The sequence below is a fragment of the Desulfogranum marinum genome, assembly GCF_016918565.1.
Lineage (GTDB): Bacteria > Desulfobacterota > Desulfobulbia > Desulfobulbales > Desulfobulbaceae > Desulfogranum > Desulfogranum marinum.
On sequence record NZ_JAFFQD010000012.1, the window covers coordinates 22,222 to 38,285 of the forward strand.

15 protein-coding genes are annotated in these 16,064 nt (G+C 46.8%); 7 read left to right on the plus strand and 8 right to left on the minus strand.

The window, feature by feature from the left end; genetic code table 11:
• Positions 1-29: 29 nt before the first annotated feature.
• On the minus strand, positions 30-1,472 hold the full coding sequence (gene pyk, locus JWH17_RS08525) for a pyruvate kinase (protein ID WP_205222175.1): 1,443 nt from the start codon (positions 1,470-1,472) through the stop codon (positions 30-32).
• A gap of 428 nt (positions 1,473-1,900) precedes the next feature.
• Between pyk and JWH17_RS08530 the strand changes: the two genes are divergently transcribed.
• The 6 genes from JWH17_RS08530 (at position 1,901) to JWH17_RS08555 (ending at position 8,104) form a co-directional block, all read left to right on the plus strand.
• Positions 1,901-2,677: a substrate-binding periplasmic protein gene (locus JWH17_RS08530; RefSeq protein WP_205222176.1), complete on the plus strand. Its 777-nt coding sequence runs from the start codon at positions 1,901-1,903 to the stop codon at positions 2,675-2,677.
• Positions 2,678-2,925: 248 nt separating this feature from the next.
• Positions 2,926-4,884 (plus strand): hybrid sensor histidine kinase/response regulator, encoded by a 1,959-nt coding sequence (locus tag JWH17_RS08535; RefSeq protein ID WP_205222177.1) that lies wholly within the window; start codon positions 2,926-2,928, stop codon positions 4,882-4,884.
• Between the two features lie 53 nt (positions 4,885-4,937).
• Positions 4,938-5,828 carry a TIGR02285 family protein gene (locus JWH17_RS08540; protein ID WP_205222178.1) on the plus strand — a complete coding sequence of 297 codons (891 nt, stop codon included), beginning with the start codon at positions 4,938-4,940 and terminating at the stop codon, positions 5,826-5,828.
• A complete protein-coding gene (radA, locus tag JWH17_RS08545) occupies positions 5,815-7,185 on the plus strand; it encodes a DNA repair protein RadA (RefSeq protein ID WP_205222179.1) in 1,371 nt (456 codons plus the stop codon). Before JWH17_RS08540 ends, radA begins: the two co-directional genes overlap by 14 nt.
• An 80-nt stretch (positions 7,186-7,265) precedes the next feature.
• Positions 7,266-7,874 (plus strand): hypothetical protein, encoded by a 609-nt coding sequence (locus JWH17_RS08550; protein ID WP_205222180.1) that lies wholly within the window; start codon positions 7,266-7,268, stop codon positions 7,872-7,874.
• Positions 7,875-7,942: 68 nt separating this feature from the next.
• Positions 7,943-8,104 carry a LiaI-LiaF-like domain-containing protein gene (locus JWH17_RS08555; RefSeq protein WP_205222181.1) on the plus strand — a complete coding sequence of 54 codons (162 nt, stop codon included), beginning with the start codon at positions 7,943-7,945 and terminating at the stop codon, positions 8,102-8,104.
• 30 nt (positions 8,105-8,134) lie between these two features.
• On the opposite strand, the gene JWH17_RS08560 is transcribed toward JWH17_RS08555, so the two are convergent.
• Both JWH17_RS08560 and JWH17_RS08565 read right to left on the minus strand, forming a co-directional pair.
• Positions 8,135-8,491, minus strand: a complete 357-nt coding sequence (locus JWH17_RS08560) for a cupin domain-containing protein (RefSeq protein ID WP_205222182.1) — start codon at positions 8,489-8,491, stop codon at positions 8,135-8,137.
• Between the two features lie 91 nt (positions 8,492-8,582).
• Complete coding sequence (locus tag JWH17_RS08565) at positions 8,583-9,191, minus strand: LysE family translocator (protein ID WP_205222183.1); 609 nt, start codon at positions 9,189-9,191, stop codon at positions 8,583-8,585.
• Positions 9,192-9,297: 106 nt separating this feature from the next.
• Between JWH17_RS08565 and JWH17_RS08570 the strand changes: the two genes are divergently transcribed.
• Positions 9,298-10,947, plus strand: coding sequence for a TPM domain-containing protein (locus JWH17_RS08570; RefSeq protein WP_205222184.1), 1,650 nt, complete (start codon positions 9,298-9,300; stop codon positions 10,945-10,947).
• A 24-nt stretch (positions 10,948-10,971) separates the two neighbouring features.
• Here the strand turns inward: JWH17_RS08570 and JWH17_RS23730 are convergent, their stop codons facing one another.
• The 5 genes from JWH17_RS23730 to JWH17_RS08590 all read right to left on the minus strand — a co-directional run bounded on the left by JWH17_RS23730 (position 10,972) and on the right by JWH17_RS08590 (position 15,942).
• Complete coding sequence (locus JWH17_RS23730; protein WP_232370992.1) at positions 10,972-11,475, minus strand: sodium-independent anion transporter; 504 nt, start codon at positions 11,473-11,475, stop codon at positions 10,972-10,974.
• Positions 11,414-13,168 (minus strand): SulP family inorganic anion transporter, encoded by a 1,755-nt coding sequence (locus tag JWH17_RS08575; protein WP_232370993.1) that lies wholly within the window; start codon positions 13,166-13,168, stop codon positions 11,414-11,416. The genes JWH17_RS23730 and JWH17_RS08575 overlap by 62 nt, the downstream gene beginning before the upstream one ends.
• A 361-nt stretch (positions 13,169-13,529) precedes the next feature.
• Entirely contained in the window at positions 13,530-14,123 is a 594-nt protein-coding gene (locus JWH17_RS08580) for a PqiC family protein (protein ID WP_205222185.1), read from the minus strand.
• A gap of 36 nt (positions 14,124-14,159) precedes the next feature.
• Positions 14,160-15,164 carry an MlaD family protein gene (locus JWH17_RS08585; RefSeq protein ID WP_205222186.1) on the minus strand — a complete coding sequence of 335 codons (1,005 nt, stop codon included), beginning with the start codon at positions 15,162-15,164 and terminating at the stop codon, positions 14,160-14,162.
• Between the two features lie 16 nt (positions 15,165-15,180).
• Positions 15,181-15,942 carry an ABC transporter ATP-binding protein gene (locus JWH17_RS08590; protein WP_205222187.1) on the minus strand — a complete coding sequence of 254 codons (762 nt, stop codon included), beginning with the start codon at positions 15,940-15,942 and terminating at the stop codon, positions 15,181-15,183.
• Positions 15,943-16,064 lie beyond the last annotated feature (122 nt).

Below are 16,064 nucleotides of genomic sequence, written 5' to 3' on the forward strand. Positions count from 1 at the left end.
TTTTTTCGGAAAGTGCATTCTGCCATGGGCTATTGCAACTCTCGAAGGTCGATGATCTCCATCTTATGGTTACGATTCGGGTTTTCCGGGGAAGGGCCTTCGGTTTGAATAATGCAACTCCCCTTTAAACCATACTTAACCGAATAATCACGGGCATAGTCGGTCCAGTCTGTAGGATGATTAAGTTCATAAATGGGGAAAACACCATAGCTGAAAATAAGCTCCTTAATGGTTTTTTTGTTGGAACTGACTGCAAGTATCCATGTCGGCAGCCGAAAGCGGGAGAGTCTTCGTGCAGTCAAACCACTGTCTGTCGGCGATAAAATGGCTGCAACGTCATCGGTTTGACTGATAATGCTTTTGACGCTGCTGGCAATATAGTCCACCTCTTTGATATGGTTGTAAATAGGTTTGTCCGGAACTCTGGCGTAGTTAAGGCTTGTGCGGTGGGGTTCTGTGGCAACGGCAATACGGACCAGCATCTTGGTCGCTTCCAGCGGATAATTACCCATAGCTGATTCTTCCGAAAGCATGACTCCGTCGGTTCCGTCCAGAATTGCATTGGCAACATCGGTAGCCTCGGCCCGCGTTGGGCGACGGTTATTGGTCATGGATTCCAACATCTGGGTAGCGGTGATGACCGGCTTACCAAACAGGTTTCCTCTAACCGTAATTTTCTTTTGAATCATGGCGATTTCTTCAATGGGTATTTCCACCCCAAGATCGCCCCGTGCAACCATGACCCCGTCGGAGGCTTCAAGTATTTCATCGATTTTATGGTAAATCGATGACCGCTCAATTTTAGCAATGATAAAAGGGGCGTAACCCATTTCTGTGGCAGCTTTTCTCACCGCTTCTATGTCGTCGGCATCGTTGACAAAGGATTGGCTGATAGCATCGACTCCATTATCAAGCGCATACTGCATACATGCTCGGTCATGTTCGGTAAATGCGGATACCCCCAGGTCGATTCCAGGCAGGTTCAATCCTTTTTTGGAGCGGAGCTTGCCGCCCACCGATACAATACAGTGCACCTTTTTTCCCTGTATCTCTTCTACCCGCAACTGGATAAGACCATCGTTAAGAAACAGGATATCGCCTTGGGTTACGACCTGGGGCAGCTGTTTAAAGGTAACGGAAACCTCCTCCCAGTTGCCGATGATTTCTTCTGTGGTCAGGGTGAAACGAGCACCTATTTTAACCTCAACCGGTTCTTTGACCAAGTTGCCGATCCGTATTTTAGGGCCAGGGAGATCAGCCATGATGGCAACTCTTCGGCCTGTTTTTTCCGCCGCAGCTCTTATCCTGCGGATAATTTCGCCATGATTTGCAAAATCGCCATGGGAAAAGTTGAGCCTGGCGATGTTCATACCTGCCTTAATCATTTTCTCGAGCATGGCGGGAGAGTCTGATGCAGGGCCAATGGTACAGACGATTTTAGTCTTGTTATTAGGTATAAAGTTATGGCTCATATGTTTCTCCATGTTTCTGAGTCTCTTCGTGAGAGTGCGTAAAATTATAAAATGTGGAGTTGCATCTGCAACAAGGCAATTCTTTCCTGCTTGTCTGCATTTTAGTACAGTGGGATTAGATTGTTGTTATCATTTCGTCATGAGCTAATCATCGATTCTTCAATCGGCGACGGGGGAGAAGGTATGAGCTAGCCATCTCGCACGCAATCTTGATCCAAAGTACACAAACGTACATACCATAATTACCATTGTTGAGAATACCAGCGCAATAGGTCCCAGTTTTTTTAAGGGAATTGAAACGTGCTTTTTTTTATTTCCCCGCAGGCCCATAATTGACTGTGGTTAACGTTTAAGATACGATGGAACATGTTTGAATTCTGGTTTTTTTTTGTAGAAGAATGGCGGGACATGTAATTTATGCGGAGGTGATGGTGCCATCTACTTATAGTAGGTCAATGTTGTTCAAGGCTGGGATGCTGAGCGTACTCTTTTTTTTGACGGCGCATGGCCAGGCATTTTGCCGGCAAGTAAATGTAGTTACAACTGAATACCCACCCTTTAATTATACAGAAAAAGGTGCTGTCAGTGGGATTTCAACCAAAATAGTCAGAGCACTGCTTGATAGCTTGGAGATAGACACGGAAATTTCTTCATACCCTTGGGCAAGGTCCTACAAAAAGGCCTTGGAAGAAAAAAATGTTCTCATTTATCCTCTTGTCAGGACGCCTGAGCGTGAGGGAGCTTTTGAATGGATTGGTGTTGTTGCAACAGGAAAAACCTACCTCTATTCATTGCAGGGAAGGGACGATATCGATATTCAGACTCTGGATGATGCCAAAAAATTTTCCATCGGCGTTTTACGTAATGCCGTTCGTTTTCGTCACTTGAAAAATAAGGGCTTTACCAGGCTGGTAGAAGACACCACTCCACGTGCAATTGCTCAGAAGCTTATCCTTGGCTGGATCGACCTTTGGGCGGCAGATGAAAATACAGCGCATTATACCCTCTCCATGATGGGCCATGATCCTCATAGCCTTGTAGAACGACGTTTTCCTTTGGATATTGAGCTTGATGGTTATTTAGCTATTTCAAAAAATTCAGAGAGAGAGCTGGTTGAGTCATTTAAAAGTGCATTTCTTCGGCTACAGGCATCTGGTGAGTATGAAAAGATGATAAAAAATCTCATTCGTGTAGTGCAAAAGTAAGCAGTAGTGTATTGATTCTCTTGAAATAGCGCCTGGGTTGGTGATGAGGCTTTACCCGACAGTCTTTCTAAGGCCGGTAGGTGGTGTTGTTCAGAGTGGGATGGATTGACAAGTCCATGAATTTTAGGAATTAGCCTACGTATCGTAACCGTGCAGGAAACATGACAGACTTTCACCTGAATCGTCGCCATTGTATTATCATACTCCTTGTTGCAATTTCATTTTGCATAAGTTCGATAGGATATGTCGTGGGCCAAAAGCGCGTTGATAAGGAAGATTTTAAAACACATGCCGTCTTTTTGGCCGATGATATATGGGCGCTCAATGCCAGTGGTGCCACAGCATATTTACAATTGGCACTAAAAGCCCAGCACTACCAGTCGCTTGCTATTTTGATTCCTGGGGAAAAGGATTTTTTGAAGGTGGTTTCCCGACCGCTTGAAGGAGTTTCTAAATGGTTGTTTCAAATAGGCATGATTTGGACCAAGGAACTTGAGCAAAATATTACTCATAGCGGTATGAGCATTGGTAAGTTGCATGGCGTTAAGTATGTGCAAGTGGTCTTTCCACTGTTGAATATTTTGTGTCTACACCTGCTGTTGTTGTTGATTATCATCATTATAGATTCTCTTCTCAGGCGCAGGGCAATCCTTGAACAGTTGGTCCTCGAACGAACAAAGAATTTGCGGGATAGCGAGAGGCGTTTTCACGATTTGGTTAATCTCCTCCCAGAGATGGTTTTTGAAATAGATACTGATGGAAATATAACCTATGCAAACAAAGAGGCACAGTGCCGTCTCGGGTTTAAGTGGGAGAAAACGGAAAACCACAATTTGTTCAGCTATATTGTAGAGAAAGAAGGTACCACTGTCAGGGAAAGGTTTCAAAAAGCGTTGCAGGATGGAAATACCGATTTGAAGGAGTTTAAGGCAAAAGGGGGGGATGGGACCTCGTTCCCTCTTCTATTGTGTGCCGCATCAATCACGGATGGTGAGCATATCGTCGGTGCTCGGGTTATTGGTATCGATATTACCGAAAGGCATCGTTTGGAGGAACAACTGCTTAAAGACCGGAAGATGAAAGCTATTGGTCTGATGGCCGGTGGCGTTGCCCATGATCTCAATAATATTTTGTCCGGTATTGTCAGTTATCCTGAACTGTTGCTGTTGGATCAGGCGAAGGATAGTCCTTTGAAGGGGCCTCTTGAAACTATACGAAAGGCCGGTATGGATGCCAGTGAAGTAGTTGCTGATTTACTGACGGTTGCCAGAGGGGTAATTGCGGAAAGAGAAGTTGTTGCTCCGAATGACTTAATCCGCGAATATCTGGTTTCTCCTGATTTTCAGGAACTGTGTACGCGACATCCTCTGGTATCCATTGAACCTGTTCTTGATTCCGAGTTGTGCAATATCGCTTGTTCTGCAATTTATGTGCGTAAATGTCTGATGAACCTGGTCACCAATGCTGTCGAAGCTATCAGCAGGCACGGGATTTTACGTATCAAAACCGAGAATAGGGTAGTCACAGCGCGAGAACAGGAACAATGGCAGTTGCCCAGCCAAGGCCAATATACAAAGATTACGGTCAGTGATACCGGTGTTGGTATAGCTCAAGCTGAAATTCAGCACATCTTTGAGCCTTTTTATACGAAAAAAGTCATGGGAAGGAGTGGAACCGGCCTTGGTTTGGCGGTTGTTTGGAACATTGTTCGTGATCATGGTGGGACTGTTAATGTGCGGAGTTCGTCGGCGGGAACAACTTTTGACATGTATTTTCCTAGTGTTGCCGAGCCTCGTGTGTCTGCTGCTACTGAGAGAGACTGGCGGGAGTTAAAGGGCAAAGGAGAAGCGATTCTGGTTGTTGACGATGAGCCTCGACAAAGAGATGTAGCGACGAAGTTGTTGCAATCACTCGAGTACGAAACATTTGTTGTAAGTTCGGGAGAAGAAGCCCTGAAATATTTGACAATCAATTCGGTGGATGTGCTGTTACTGGACATGTTAATGGCACCTGGTCAATATAACGGCAGGCAGACCTATGAAGAAGTGCTGAAAATGCATCCGGGGCAAAAAGCGATTATTGCCAGTGGCTATGCAGAGGATGAAGATGTTCGTGTTACCCTTGAGATGGGGGCTGGAGGTTTTATTGCCAAGCCATACACTCTGGAACAGTTGGGCACGACACTGCAAACAGTCCTCTGTGCTTGATATTAGATTGACAATGCAATGGTGCGGGAAAAACAGTGGAGAATGTGGAATATATGCAACGTATAACAAAAATCGTATCATACATATTTTTGATGAGTATCCTGTTAGCTCCGACAACTCTTTTTGCCAAGGAAAAAATGTATTGGATGGAGGCTGTGGCGCCGCCATTTTTTATTCACGAGGGGGAATTGAAAGGGCAGGGATATGAAGATCTCATTACCGACATTCTCAATGAAAATTTGCCCCAGTATGATCATGTTTCTATGCAGGCAAATATTTCCCGTCATTATCAGCAGTGGAAACAAGGTGAGCCTGCCTGTAGTCTCGCTATGTATAAAACAGAGGAAAGGGAAGAATTTGCGCTGTTTTCCATTCCCAGTGTTTTTACTCTGCCACCAGTGCTGATCATAAAAAAAGAGCAGTTTGCTGCCTTTGGTGGCAAGAAGACCGTGAGCCTCAAGGATGTGCTGGCCAGTAATAACTTTATCATTGGTCGGGCAGCCAAGCGTTCATACGGGCCGGCCTTTGATGAAATCCTGAACACCTATGGGAACCAAGACAATCTCTTCTCCTATGAAGGCCCTGAACTGTCGTTAAATCTTTTTAAGATGCTGTTGGCTGGTCGGGTTCAAGCAATGCCGGGGCTCCCGGAAGAGGCCATGTATCTTGCAGAGACAATGGGGCTCAGAGACCAGATTATGACCCTGTCGGTAAAGGAAAACCTTGTTGATCATGAGCCCATGTTGACCTATGTGGCCTGCTCCAAAAATGAGTGGGGAGCAAAGGCGATCGCAGCCATTAATAAAGTGTTAGAAGAGCAACGTCCTACCGAAAGATACAGGGCAGCCTATGAAAGGTGGCTCGATGAAAGCAGTGTTGCAGAGTACCGAAGAATGTATAAGATGATATTTTTACAGGCAGATGAGCAATATGCCACCGAGTAAAAAAACACAGACAGTGTTTATCTGCTCTCAATGTGGATACGAGAGCAGAAAATGGCTTGGTCAGTGTCCGGACTGTTCTGCCTGGGACACCTTGAGCGAACAGCAGCAGGTCCGGCAAAAAGCTTCACGTGCAACATCACGTAAACCGGAGTCCCTGCAGGCGGTAAAGGAAAAAGAAACCACACGTCTGGTGACATCCATTCATGAAATGGACAGAGTGCTTGGCGGCGGTATAGTTCCCGGCTCCATGATTTTAATCGGCGGCGATCCCGGAATAGGTAAATCCACCCTGATTCTTCAGCTGCTTGCTGCCCTTAGCGGACAGGATAAACAATTGCTCTATGTGACCGGTGAGGAGTCAGCGCAGCAGATCCGCATGCGGGCTGAAAGACTCAAGATTGACAGCCCTCACATCTATATATCCACTGAAAATTGCGTGGAATCCATCATTGAGCTGGCTCGTGATATGCAGCCGGTACTCTTAGCTGTTGATTCGATTCAGACGATGTACAGTGAAGAAATCGGCTCTGCTCCGGGGTCCGTCACCCAGGTACGGGAGTCCACAGCTCGGCTTCTGACCCTTGCTAAGAGCCGTGATTTGCCGGTTCTGTTGGTGGGACATGTGACCAAGGATGGCTCTATTGCCGGACCGCGTGTGCTGGAGCATATGGTGGATACGGTTCTCTATTTTGAGGGGGATCGGGGGCAGGTGTTCCGGATTGTGCGTACGGTCAAGAACAGGTTCGGCTCGACCAATGAAATCGGCGTGTTTGAAATGAAGGAAAATGGTTTAGCCGAGGTTACCAATCCTTCCGCTTTATTTCTTGCAGAGCGACCCGTCAATGTGCCGGGTTCCGTTGTGATGCCCTCCATCGAAGGGACGCGGCCGATTCTGGTTGAAGTACAGGCTTTGGTGAGCAGATCGAGTCCCGGCAACGCTCGTAGAACAGCCATTGGTGCTGATCCGCAACGTTTGGCACTCTTGACCGCTGTTTTAGAAAAGAAACTGGGCGTGACCCTGTTCGATCATGATATTTTTTTGAATATTGCCGGTGGAATACGGATTGATGAACCCGCATTGGACCTGGGCATGGTAGTGGCACTGCTGTCTAGTCTCTTTGAAAAGACCATTGATCCTGCAACGGTTGTTTGCGGTGAGGTGGGGCTTGCTGGAGAAATTCGGGCCGTGGGGCAGATGGAAATGCGGCTGCGGGAAGCGGAGCGGCTTGGGTTTTCCACCTTTATCATGCCTGAATCGAGTATGCGCCAGATAAAGGGAGCGGGAAAAAAAAGGATGCGATGTGTTCCGGTGCGTACCGTGGATGGACTCGCCGATCATCTTTTCCAGGGAGAGTAAAAAAAACCATAGTGCTTGCCTCAGATGCCCCTGTTGTTTATGGTATTTCGGACTTTTATAAGTGAAAAAAAGAGGACTGTATGGATTTTAAACAACATTTTGAGAAATCATGGCAGGTCTTTACCGCCTTTCTCCCTTCTCTACTCATTTCCACCGTCATTTTGCTCGGTGCCTCCATGCTTACCCTTGGTATCCTTGCACCGGTTCTGACTGCCGGATACATGCAGTCACTACTCCTGGCAATACGAGAGGGAAGAAAGCCGGAAATCAGGGACCTGTTTGCTGAAATGCATCTTTTCCTCCCGCTGATCGGCTTTGGAATTCTGATCGGGATCGCGGTTTTTTTCGGGTTGGCAATGTTGGTTCTGCCAGGGCTGGTTGTTATTCTCGCTGTGGCTTTTTTCTGCATATACATGCTGCCGCTGATGACTGATCAGCAGTATCGCCTTTTCGACGCATTGCAGGAAAGCTCAAGAATGGCAATGCAGCAACCGATTACGGAACATATAGCTGTTGTTGCCGTATACCTGGTGCTTACCTCCCTTGGAAGCTCCACTGGATTGGGTACTCTGTTTACCACCCCCATGGCAACCCTCTTTGTCTTGTCCGTGTACGAGGCAAAGCGGATACGTTTGCTTCCAGGATCAACAGATAGGGGGAGCGCAGATGCTTCCCCGGAAAAACCGTAGCCCGGATTTCTCATTAGTTCAGGCTGTGCCGTTAAACACAAAAAAACACATTTTTTCTTAAGGACTCCATGGGTTCGCAAATATTTCCGATTATTCTGATCGTAATAGGAACTTTTTTCCTGCTTTCTAATCTCGATTTCCTCCCCATGGGACAGGTCAAGGCCATTTTGCGGGAATGGTGGCCGCTTATTCTGATTGTGGTGGGAGTGCTGCAGCTCCGCAGAAGGTAAGCAGGCCGGCCGCAACATCTGTCATGCTCATTATTGCTCAAGGTCTTTGTACCTGTCCTCGGTAAATCTCGGCGTGCACACGGCAAGGAAAACCAGATCCTCCTTGCCTGTATTGCGAATGCGCTGCCTTGTTCCTGCAGGGATCATTACTGTATCCCCAGACTTCATGGTCGCTGGAGCCCCATTGCCGATTTCTACCTCTCCCTGTCCGTGAAGAAGAAGGTACCGCTCGATGATGCCGTCAAGGCTATGCCATCTGGTTGTTGTCCCTGGCAAAACTCGAGCCTGGGCAACCGAGCACGCCGGATCATGTGTTGTGTTATAGAGTTCGGTGATAAAACACCCTTCGCGGAAATAGAATTCCTTGTTTTCTGTTTGTTCCCTCATCTGTCCCTCTTGTTCAATAACGTTAGCTTGGTATCGGGGCTGGTGCACTGGCTGCCGAATCCTCTTCAGTAAAGATGAACCATGTCTGGGTTCAATCCAGGCAGAGCAAAATGCCAAACAAGGAGAGCATCAGGCCTGATATCTTTTCCAACCCGAAGATCCATTTTTCCAGATAATTTTTAGATCGCCTGTTTCCAATAAGCATAGCTACCCCCATGTCCCAGGTAAAGACTATACCGGCCATCCATAGTCCGTAGAGCGTCCGTATTGCAAGAGGTGTTTCTGCGGATACCATAACGGTGAACAGGGAAAGGTAGAAAATGGCATTTTTAGGATTGAGACATGCCGAGGCAAAGCCTAGACTAAATTGGCGGATAAAGGATTGCTGACGCAGAAATCCTTGTTTTTCATTTTGGGTTAATGGTCTCTTAGGAGCACGGAGGAGCAGGTAACCAATGTAGATGAGGTAACCGCTGCCCAGATACTTGAGCACCGTCATCAAAAGATGCATGTTGCGTACTGCCTCCAGACCGAGAACGGCAATGGTCAGATAGAGTCCATTGGCGGCGGCAATGCCTGCGCAGACAGACAAGGCGTAACGCATCGGCATCCGTAGTGCAGTCTGCATGATGAGAAAAAAGTCCGGTCCAGGGCTGAGCAGGGCCAGAAAGTGGGCTGAGGCAATCAAAATAAATTCCATCGTATACTCCCTTTTTTACGAGCCATGGTACAATGGAGCTGTATACCCATCTTGTATAAAATTGACGAAACCGTGATGCTCCAGTGACATTTTAGGGAGAAAAACCATGCTTCAGGATTATCGATATAAATGGCTTTTTTGGGTGCTAGTCGGATTGTTGCTGGTATCCGGCTGCTCTACTGACCAACAACATAGTCTGGATAGCATCCTGGCCCAGCGGCCTGATCAGCAACAGGTGGTGTTTGACTATGTCGGTACCATGGATGATTTACGCGAGTCTACCACCAAAGCGCTTGCTGATTTTCGTAATCGACACCAGATAGAGATGCTCATCGTTGTTCTACCTTCCCTTGACCGGCAATATACGATTAGTGAAGCGGCGGCCTTGCTTTTCAGCAAGTGGCAGGTTGGCAGGGCGATGGAGGGAGGCGGTGTCTTGCTTTTGTTGGTTGATGAGAGTAAGGAAGTGAAGCTGGAAATCAGCTATGAGCTGGAACCCATCTTTACCGACCTTTTTACCGGGGCTGTTGAACGGCGCCAGCTGCAATCCCGTTTTGTTGCCGGTGAGTTGGAAATTGGCCTTATTGCAGTCATGGAAGAGCTTGAGGCGAGAGCCCAGGTACTCCACGCTGATATTGCGGTTGAAGATGCGATCAACAAGCGTGATGCAAGGTATCTTTCCCAGGGAGCAGGGGCCAGGATTGCCTTGGAGCCGATGGAGGTCATTGATGTCTCTTCTGCCGACAGAATAAACACACGCTACCCCGCTGGAGAAAGTATTGATGACGCCTGGCATACTTTACTGAAGCGATGGAAGGATCAGGAACGTGACCCGTTCCTGCAGGTTTTCTTACCTACAGGTCGTCTGGCCTACCGCGATTTTGCCACCATGCCCAAAGAGCGTCTTACCCAACAGTACCAGACCTACAGCAAACGAGCTTACCAGGTGTTGGAGGATGGTAATCATGGTGTTATTTATTTTGGGAAAAAAGAAGGCTGGAATAATGCTCCTTTCCTTTTTTGCCGTACTGATGAAGGCTGGCAGTTTGATTTGGTTAACCAAAAGAGATTTATTCGCATGGGACCTTCTCCCTCGTGGGGAGTTGAATTTGGTGCACATCCCTATATGCTTCTCTTATGGGATACGTTCAGGTTTTATGGTCAGGATATCCCCTTAAATGGGGAGGCGGTGTACAAAATCGGCAATGATAGAGCCATTGCTGCAACCATAGAGACTTTGGAAAAAGAGGTTGCAGCTGGTAAAGAAGATTTTGCAACATTGCTCAAACTCGGCAGGTTGTATACCCTGACTTCCATGAGCCGTAAGGCAATGCAAACCTTGAAAAAGGCTATTGTCCTTCAGCCGCAAGACCCCCGTCCGTACCGGTACCTTGCCATTGTTCACGTGAACGGATTTTATCAGTACGACAGTGCGTTGAAGGCACTGCAAACCGCGCGTGATAAAGGCGGTAACGATACGTTTCTCGCCAATTTTTCAGGGTATATTTTCTACCAGAAGAAACAGTATCAAGAGGCCGCTGCAGCATTTGAAAAGGCTGCTCAACTCGACCCGGAAAACAGTTACAGCCAGTATTACCTGGCGTATACTTATGCCTGGCTCTACAGCAAAACCAAAGGTGACAGCGAGAAGAAAGAATACAAGCAGCTGTTCAATCATTACGCTGATAAGGCACGATCTTCAGCCACCATCCATCCGGCTCGCATTCGGCGACTTGAGGAGTGGCTGGATAAGTAGGCGGATATGGTTTGATGGTGAGTGTTACTTAACCGTGTCAAATTTCCAGATGCCGGCAATATCGTAAGAGTGCTCCTGCTTGCCACCTGGCTTGTCGGGCGTCGTGTAAATAACACTTTTCAAGGGACAGTCAAATGCAGCTTCATCGTGGTCTTTATGTGCATCGGCATAGACCGCATTGAGTGCTTTTTCCATGGTTGGATAGAAGTGCTGAATACCGATGTCCTTGATCATTCCGGTGCGGATAAGTACGTCGGTCACCGTGCGATGCACACCACTAAAAGAAATAGTAATACCAGCCCGACGCACTCTGTCGACGATCAGTTTCAGTGCTTCTATACCGGAGGCATCAATCATGCTGATTCCGGATGATTCAATGATAATATGGTTCAGGTCGGTTTTACTTTCCATATGATCAAGCACTTTGTCTTCCAGGTAGCCCGCATTGGCAAAAAAGAGAGCCCCCTCAAACCGGACCACGTCGATATATTTGCATTCCTGCAAGCCATGGGAAAGCGCGCCATGCAAGTATTGGTCCTCGCCCCTGGAACAGAGAAACAACCTGGGGGCGCATGCTTTTATAAAGGAAAATGACAATCGAAAGAACCGCCCCAATGAGAATACCTTTGTCTAAATGGGGAGCAAAGTACAGAGTGGAAAAAAAGGTGATAACCACTATTGCCCCGTCATACCATTGTGCCTTCCAGCTGTGAATGAATCCTTTAACATTGATAAGACCAAGTACTGCCAGCATGATGATGGCCGCTAATACGCTCTGTGGAAGATGATAGAGTAACGGAGTGAGAAAAAGGAGCACCACCACTACGGTCAAGCCGGTCAGGACAGATGCCATGCCACTGACAGCACCTGCCTGAAGGTTAACTGCAGAGCGGGAAAAAGACCCTGAGGTTGGGTAGCTTTGCCCCATTGCACCAATGATATTGCCCAGGCCCTGGCCAATGAGTTCCTGGTTTGGATTGAGCCTGTCGCCGGTTTCTACGGCCATGGCCTTGGCAATGGAAATGGCCTCCATGAAACCGATAATGGCAATGATTACCGCATAAGACAATAATTCGCTGATGGTTTGCATATTCAATTGGGGCATGCTGAAACCTGGGAGTCCTTTGGGCACTGTGCCAACAATGCTGCCGCCACCGATCATGGTAAAGTTTTCTGTATCCTCGGGTTGAGGGCTGACTTTTACTCTCCAGGTACGGCTGTCGGTGTGAGCGGATTGGGGGAGTTCATCTCGGAGGTAAAATCCAGCTGCTTCACCATCTTCGACCTTGTGAAACAGCATCGATCTGGCCAGGTTACGATGGGTTGCCGCATGTTTATTCGCCACCCTGATCTTGTGAGACAGCATGTCTATTTTTTGGAGCAGCATAATCCACTCTTTGCTGCCCGATTCAGTCTCTGCCAGCTTTTGGGTAAGGGTGGATCGTTGCTCCACCAGCTTGCTGTGGAGCCTGGACTGGATATGGTAGGTCCACAGGATGTTTTTGGCCTTGGGTGAGCGAATGTTGGCAACCGTTGTGGTCTGATTGTGTTCAAAATCGAGCATGGCAGAGAGCACGATAGCGGCCGTGACGACAATCAGCACATTGGGCAGGCGGGGCGCATATTTTTTGAGAAGGATTATGCCGGTAAAAGCAGCTAGTCCAATCAGCAGGGTGGGCCAGTGGGTGTAGTGGTTGGCTGCTTGTATTACCCGTAGCATGGTTTCATAGTGATGAGGGGCCGTGTCTACGACCACCCCGAAAAACTTTGAAAGCTGCGACGAGGCAATGATAAGGGCCGCAGCATTGGTAAAGCCGATGATAACTGGATGAGAAAGAAAGTTGACTACCAATCCCAGGCGCAATACTCCAAGCAGCAGCTGAAAAAGTCCTATCATAAGGGAAAGAAGAATAGCATACCCGATATACGCTTCACTGCCCGCGGTTGCAAGAGGCGCAAGTGAGGCTGCCGTCATAAGAGAAACCACCGCAACCGGTCCGGTTGCCAGCTGGCGGCTGGAACCAAAAAGCGCCGCTACTATCGGTGGCAGGAAGGAAGCGTAGAGTCCGTAATAGGCAGGGAGTCCGGCAAGCTGGGCGTAGGCCATGCTTTGCGGTATAAGAACCAGGGCCACAGTCAGCCCGGCCATGGCATCCGCTTTCAAGTGAGTAAGGGTGTACCCGCGGAACCAGTCAGTAAAAGGGAAAATTTTTTTCAGCATCGATTACCAGCAGGGAAAGAGTGGTGGGGGCAGGTAAGATCTAACTGATGATACCGCAATTATGCTTAACCACAAATCTAATTTTGAACAAGCAGGTTGGGGTATGTTTTCCTCTCAAATGGTACTGGTTAGTGGTATCTTTATTTTGTCAAGCCACTTACGAATGCTCCTTTTTGTACAATATGTGTGATTTTGTATCCACTCAAACTCCTTTTCGAGTTGTTTGAGGCTGTAAACTCCCTTTTGGTATCCAGACGTATTTTCAAGATAAAAAGTTTGGTGAAGGGCAAAAAAGATGAGAGATACTGAGCAAAGAAATATATCCGATGATTTTTCAAACAAATTGAAGTGCTCGTGGAAATCAATTTTCTGCATCTTGAATTGTATTTACAATTTCAGTGCTAAGCATGCTGAGCGCTTTACTTAGAGTCTTGACGAGAGCCTCATAACTTCCAGCACTGGTTTGAATTCGAATTTCACTCCGCTTTGTAACGGTAATGTCCTTCTCCTTCCCCTTTAAGAGGTTCCAGCGAGCTACCAGCACGACGTCTTTTCCAAGCCGGCCATCAAAACGGATAATATCCATTGTAACTTGGTAATCGATCGGAATAAAAATGCGCCACGGATACACAAATATTGAATCAGTCTTTAAGAGGTAGCCAATGTTTTCTGAGAAAACAGTAATAAGGTTATCCTTAAGGGAACCTGACCACTGGTCGTAATTGGCTTGATTGATACTATTGTCATTGGTACGGGTAATAATGTTCTTTTGGTTGAGGTAATCTGCAATTTTTATAGGGCCTATACCAACAGATATTTTTGCATCTGTTTTGCTGGAGACTTGTTCTCTCTCAACTGCTGAAGCTGGGGTAAGCATATACAAGCGAGGCTCTGGACTTCTTCCTGAGCAACCACAAAGAATGAACAACACACTGCAAATAATAGCTGCTGACAAAAAACACCGCTTACTCTCCAACATAATATTCTCCCCTTACTTGCCTTTTCCCCTGAGCAGCGATTCTGGATGCCGTTCCAAATAATCAGCTAGCTGCTGCAATGAACTCGCCATGCTTGAAATATTTTGAAGTGTTTCTTTCACTTTAATTATAAATGGTGAGTCTTCAGATGCGATGCCTCTGAAGTCAGCTAAACTTTTTTCGATACTCTCTGTCAGTGATGCCAGATCTGCATTTGCCGTCAAAATAAGTTTGTCAAAATCGTCAATAGTTTTTTTGACGTCATCACTAATTGGCTCAAGCTGATGATCCAAATTATTAATAAGCTTTTGAGAATCTGTAAGCGTATCGTCTATTTTTTGAGCGAGTGGGTCCACATGAGTATTAATCTTTCCGGTAACATCCTTCACATTGTCGGCTGCAAGCCTTATGGAATGAAAGATATCAGTCAGTTCCTGATTATTGACGAGACTGTCAATCCCTGACAAAGCATTTTCCAGATTATCCAGCATTCCTTTAAAATCACTTTGTTGTAGAATCTGAAATAACCGTTCGCTGGTAGATTGTATGGTTGGAATTTCCGGTACCCGTTCAGTTGATTGCCTCAGGTTCACCGGCGTATCAGGATGGTAACCTAGTTCAATCATAAGCTGACCTGTAATAAGGCTTTGCAAGGTAAGTACGCCCCTTAATCCTTTGTCAATTAACCTCGGCAGCGTATCCTGTGGGTCCATACGCTCATCCCCATCCATGATCTGCACAATATCGGGCTCAATTGCAATGTAGACGGGAATCATGTACTCATAATTTGTATGATCAGCGATCATGACGATTTTTGTAACAGATCCAATCTTAACGCCATTAAATAATACCGGCGCCCCAACGTTGAGTCCTTTAATAGAGGTGTCGAAATGTAGTACAAACTCTTCGGTTTGTTTGAAGAATTTGCCGGAACCAAACAGCACGATACTGATCGCTAAAAGAAAAACAGCAATCACGACAAAGCCGCCTATCATCATTGTGTTAGCTTGTTTTGCCATTATTTCCACCAAAAAATTAGGTTAGTTTTTCTCCCCGGGTCAAAAACATGTGCAAGGTCGGATCCCGACTTTCAGCAAGCAATTTGTTTGGGTCTCCTGTTGCGGTCATGGTGCGTTGAGAAACATCAAGAAAGACAGAATTGTCACCGATCGCAAAAATACTAGCCAGCTCATGTGTTACAATAACCATCGTCGTTCCCATGCTGTCGCGGAGCTCCAGAATCATGTCATCCAAACGACGCGCACTTACAGGGTCAAGCCCTGCTGATGGTTCGTCAAAGAAGAGGATTTCTGGATCAAGGGCCATTGCGCGGGCAATTCCAGCACGTTTTTGCATGCCACCGCTTATCTCAGAGGGATAGAATTCGCCAAAGCCGGCTAGTCCAACAAGTTCAAGTTTTAAATCCACCACTTCTTTTATTTCTGCTGCGCTCAAGGCTGTATAGCTCTCTAGAGGAAGTGAAACATTTTCTGCCAGGGTCATTGAGCTCCAAAGAGCTCCACTTTGGTACATAACTCCGGCCCGACGAATAATTCGGTCACGAACCTCTGGGCCAGAACCCCAGAAATCGGTTTTGTCGTAGAATACTTTTCCGCCGGCGGGACGTTTCAGGCCTGTTAGAATGGTCATCAAAGTACTTTTTCCACAACCACTGCCACCCATGATGATAAAAATATCCCCATGATTGATCGTAAAATTCAGATCGCGCATAAGGACAAAATCTCCGTACCCCATCGTAAAGTCTTGTACGGTTATGTGCGGTGGTCGGTCAATCATAGTTAATTATAGGACCTTTAACCCAGATAAGTCGGCCATGAAAGATAAGAACCGATTGTATTGAAAGACTATTCTGATGCCGGCAAGGCTTCTGTTTTTTGCGTGTTTTTTTTCTGGCTCGT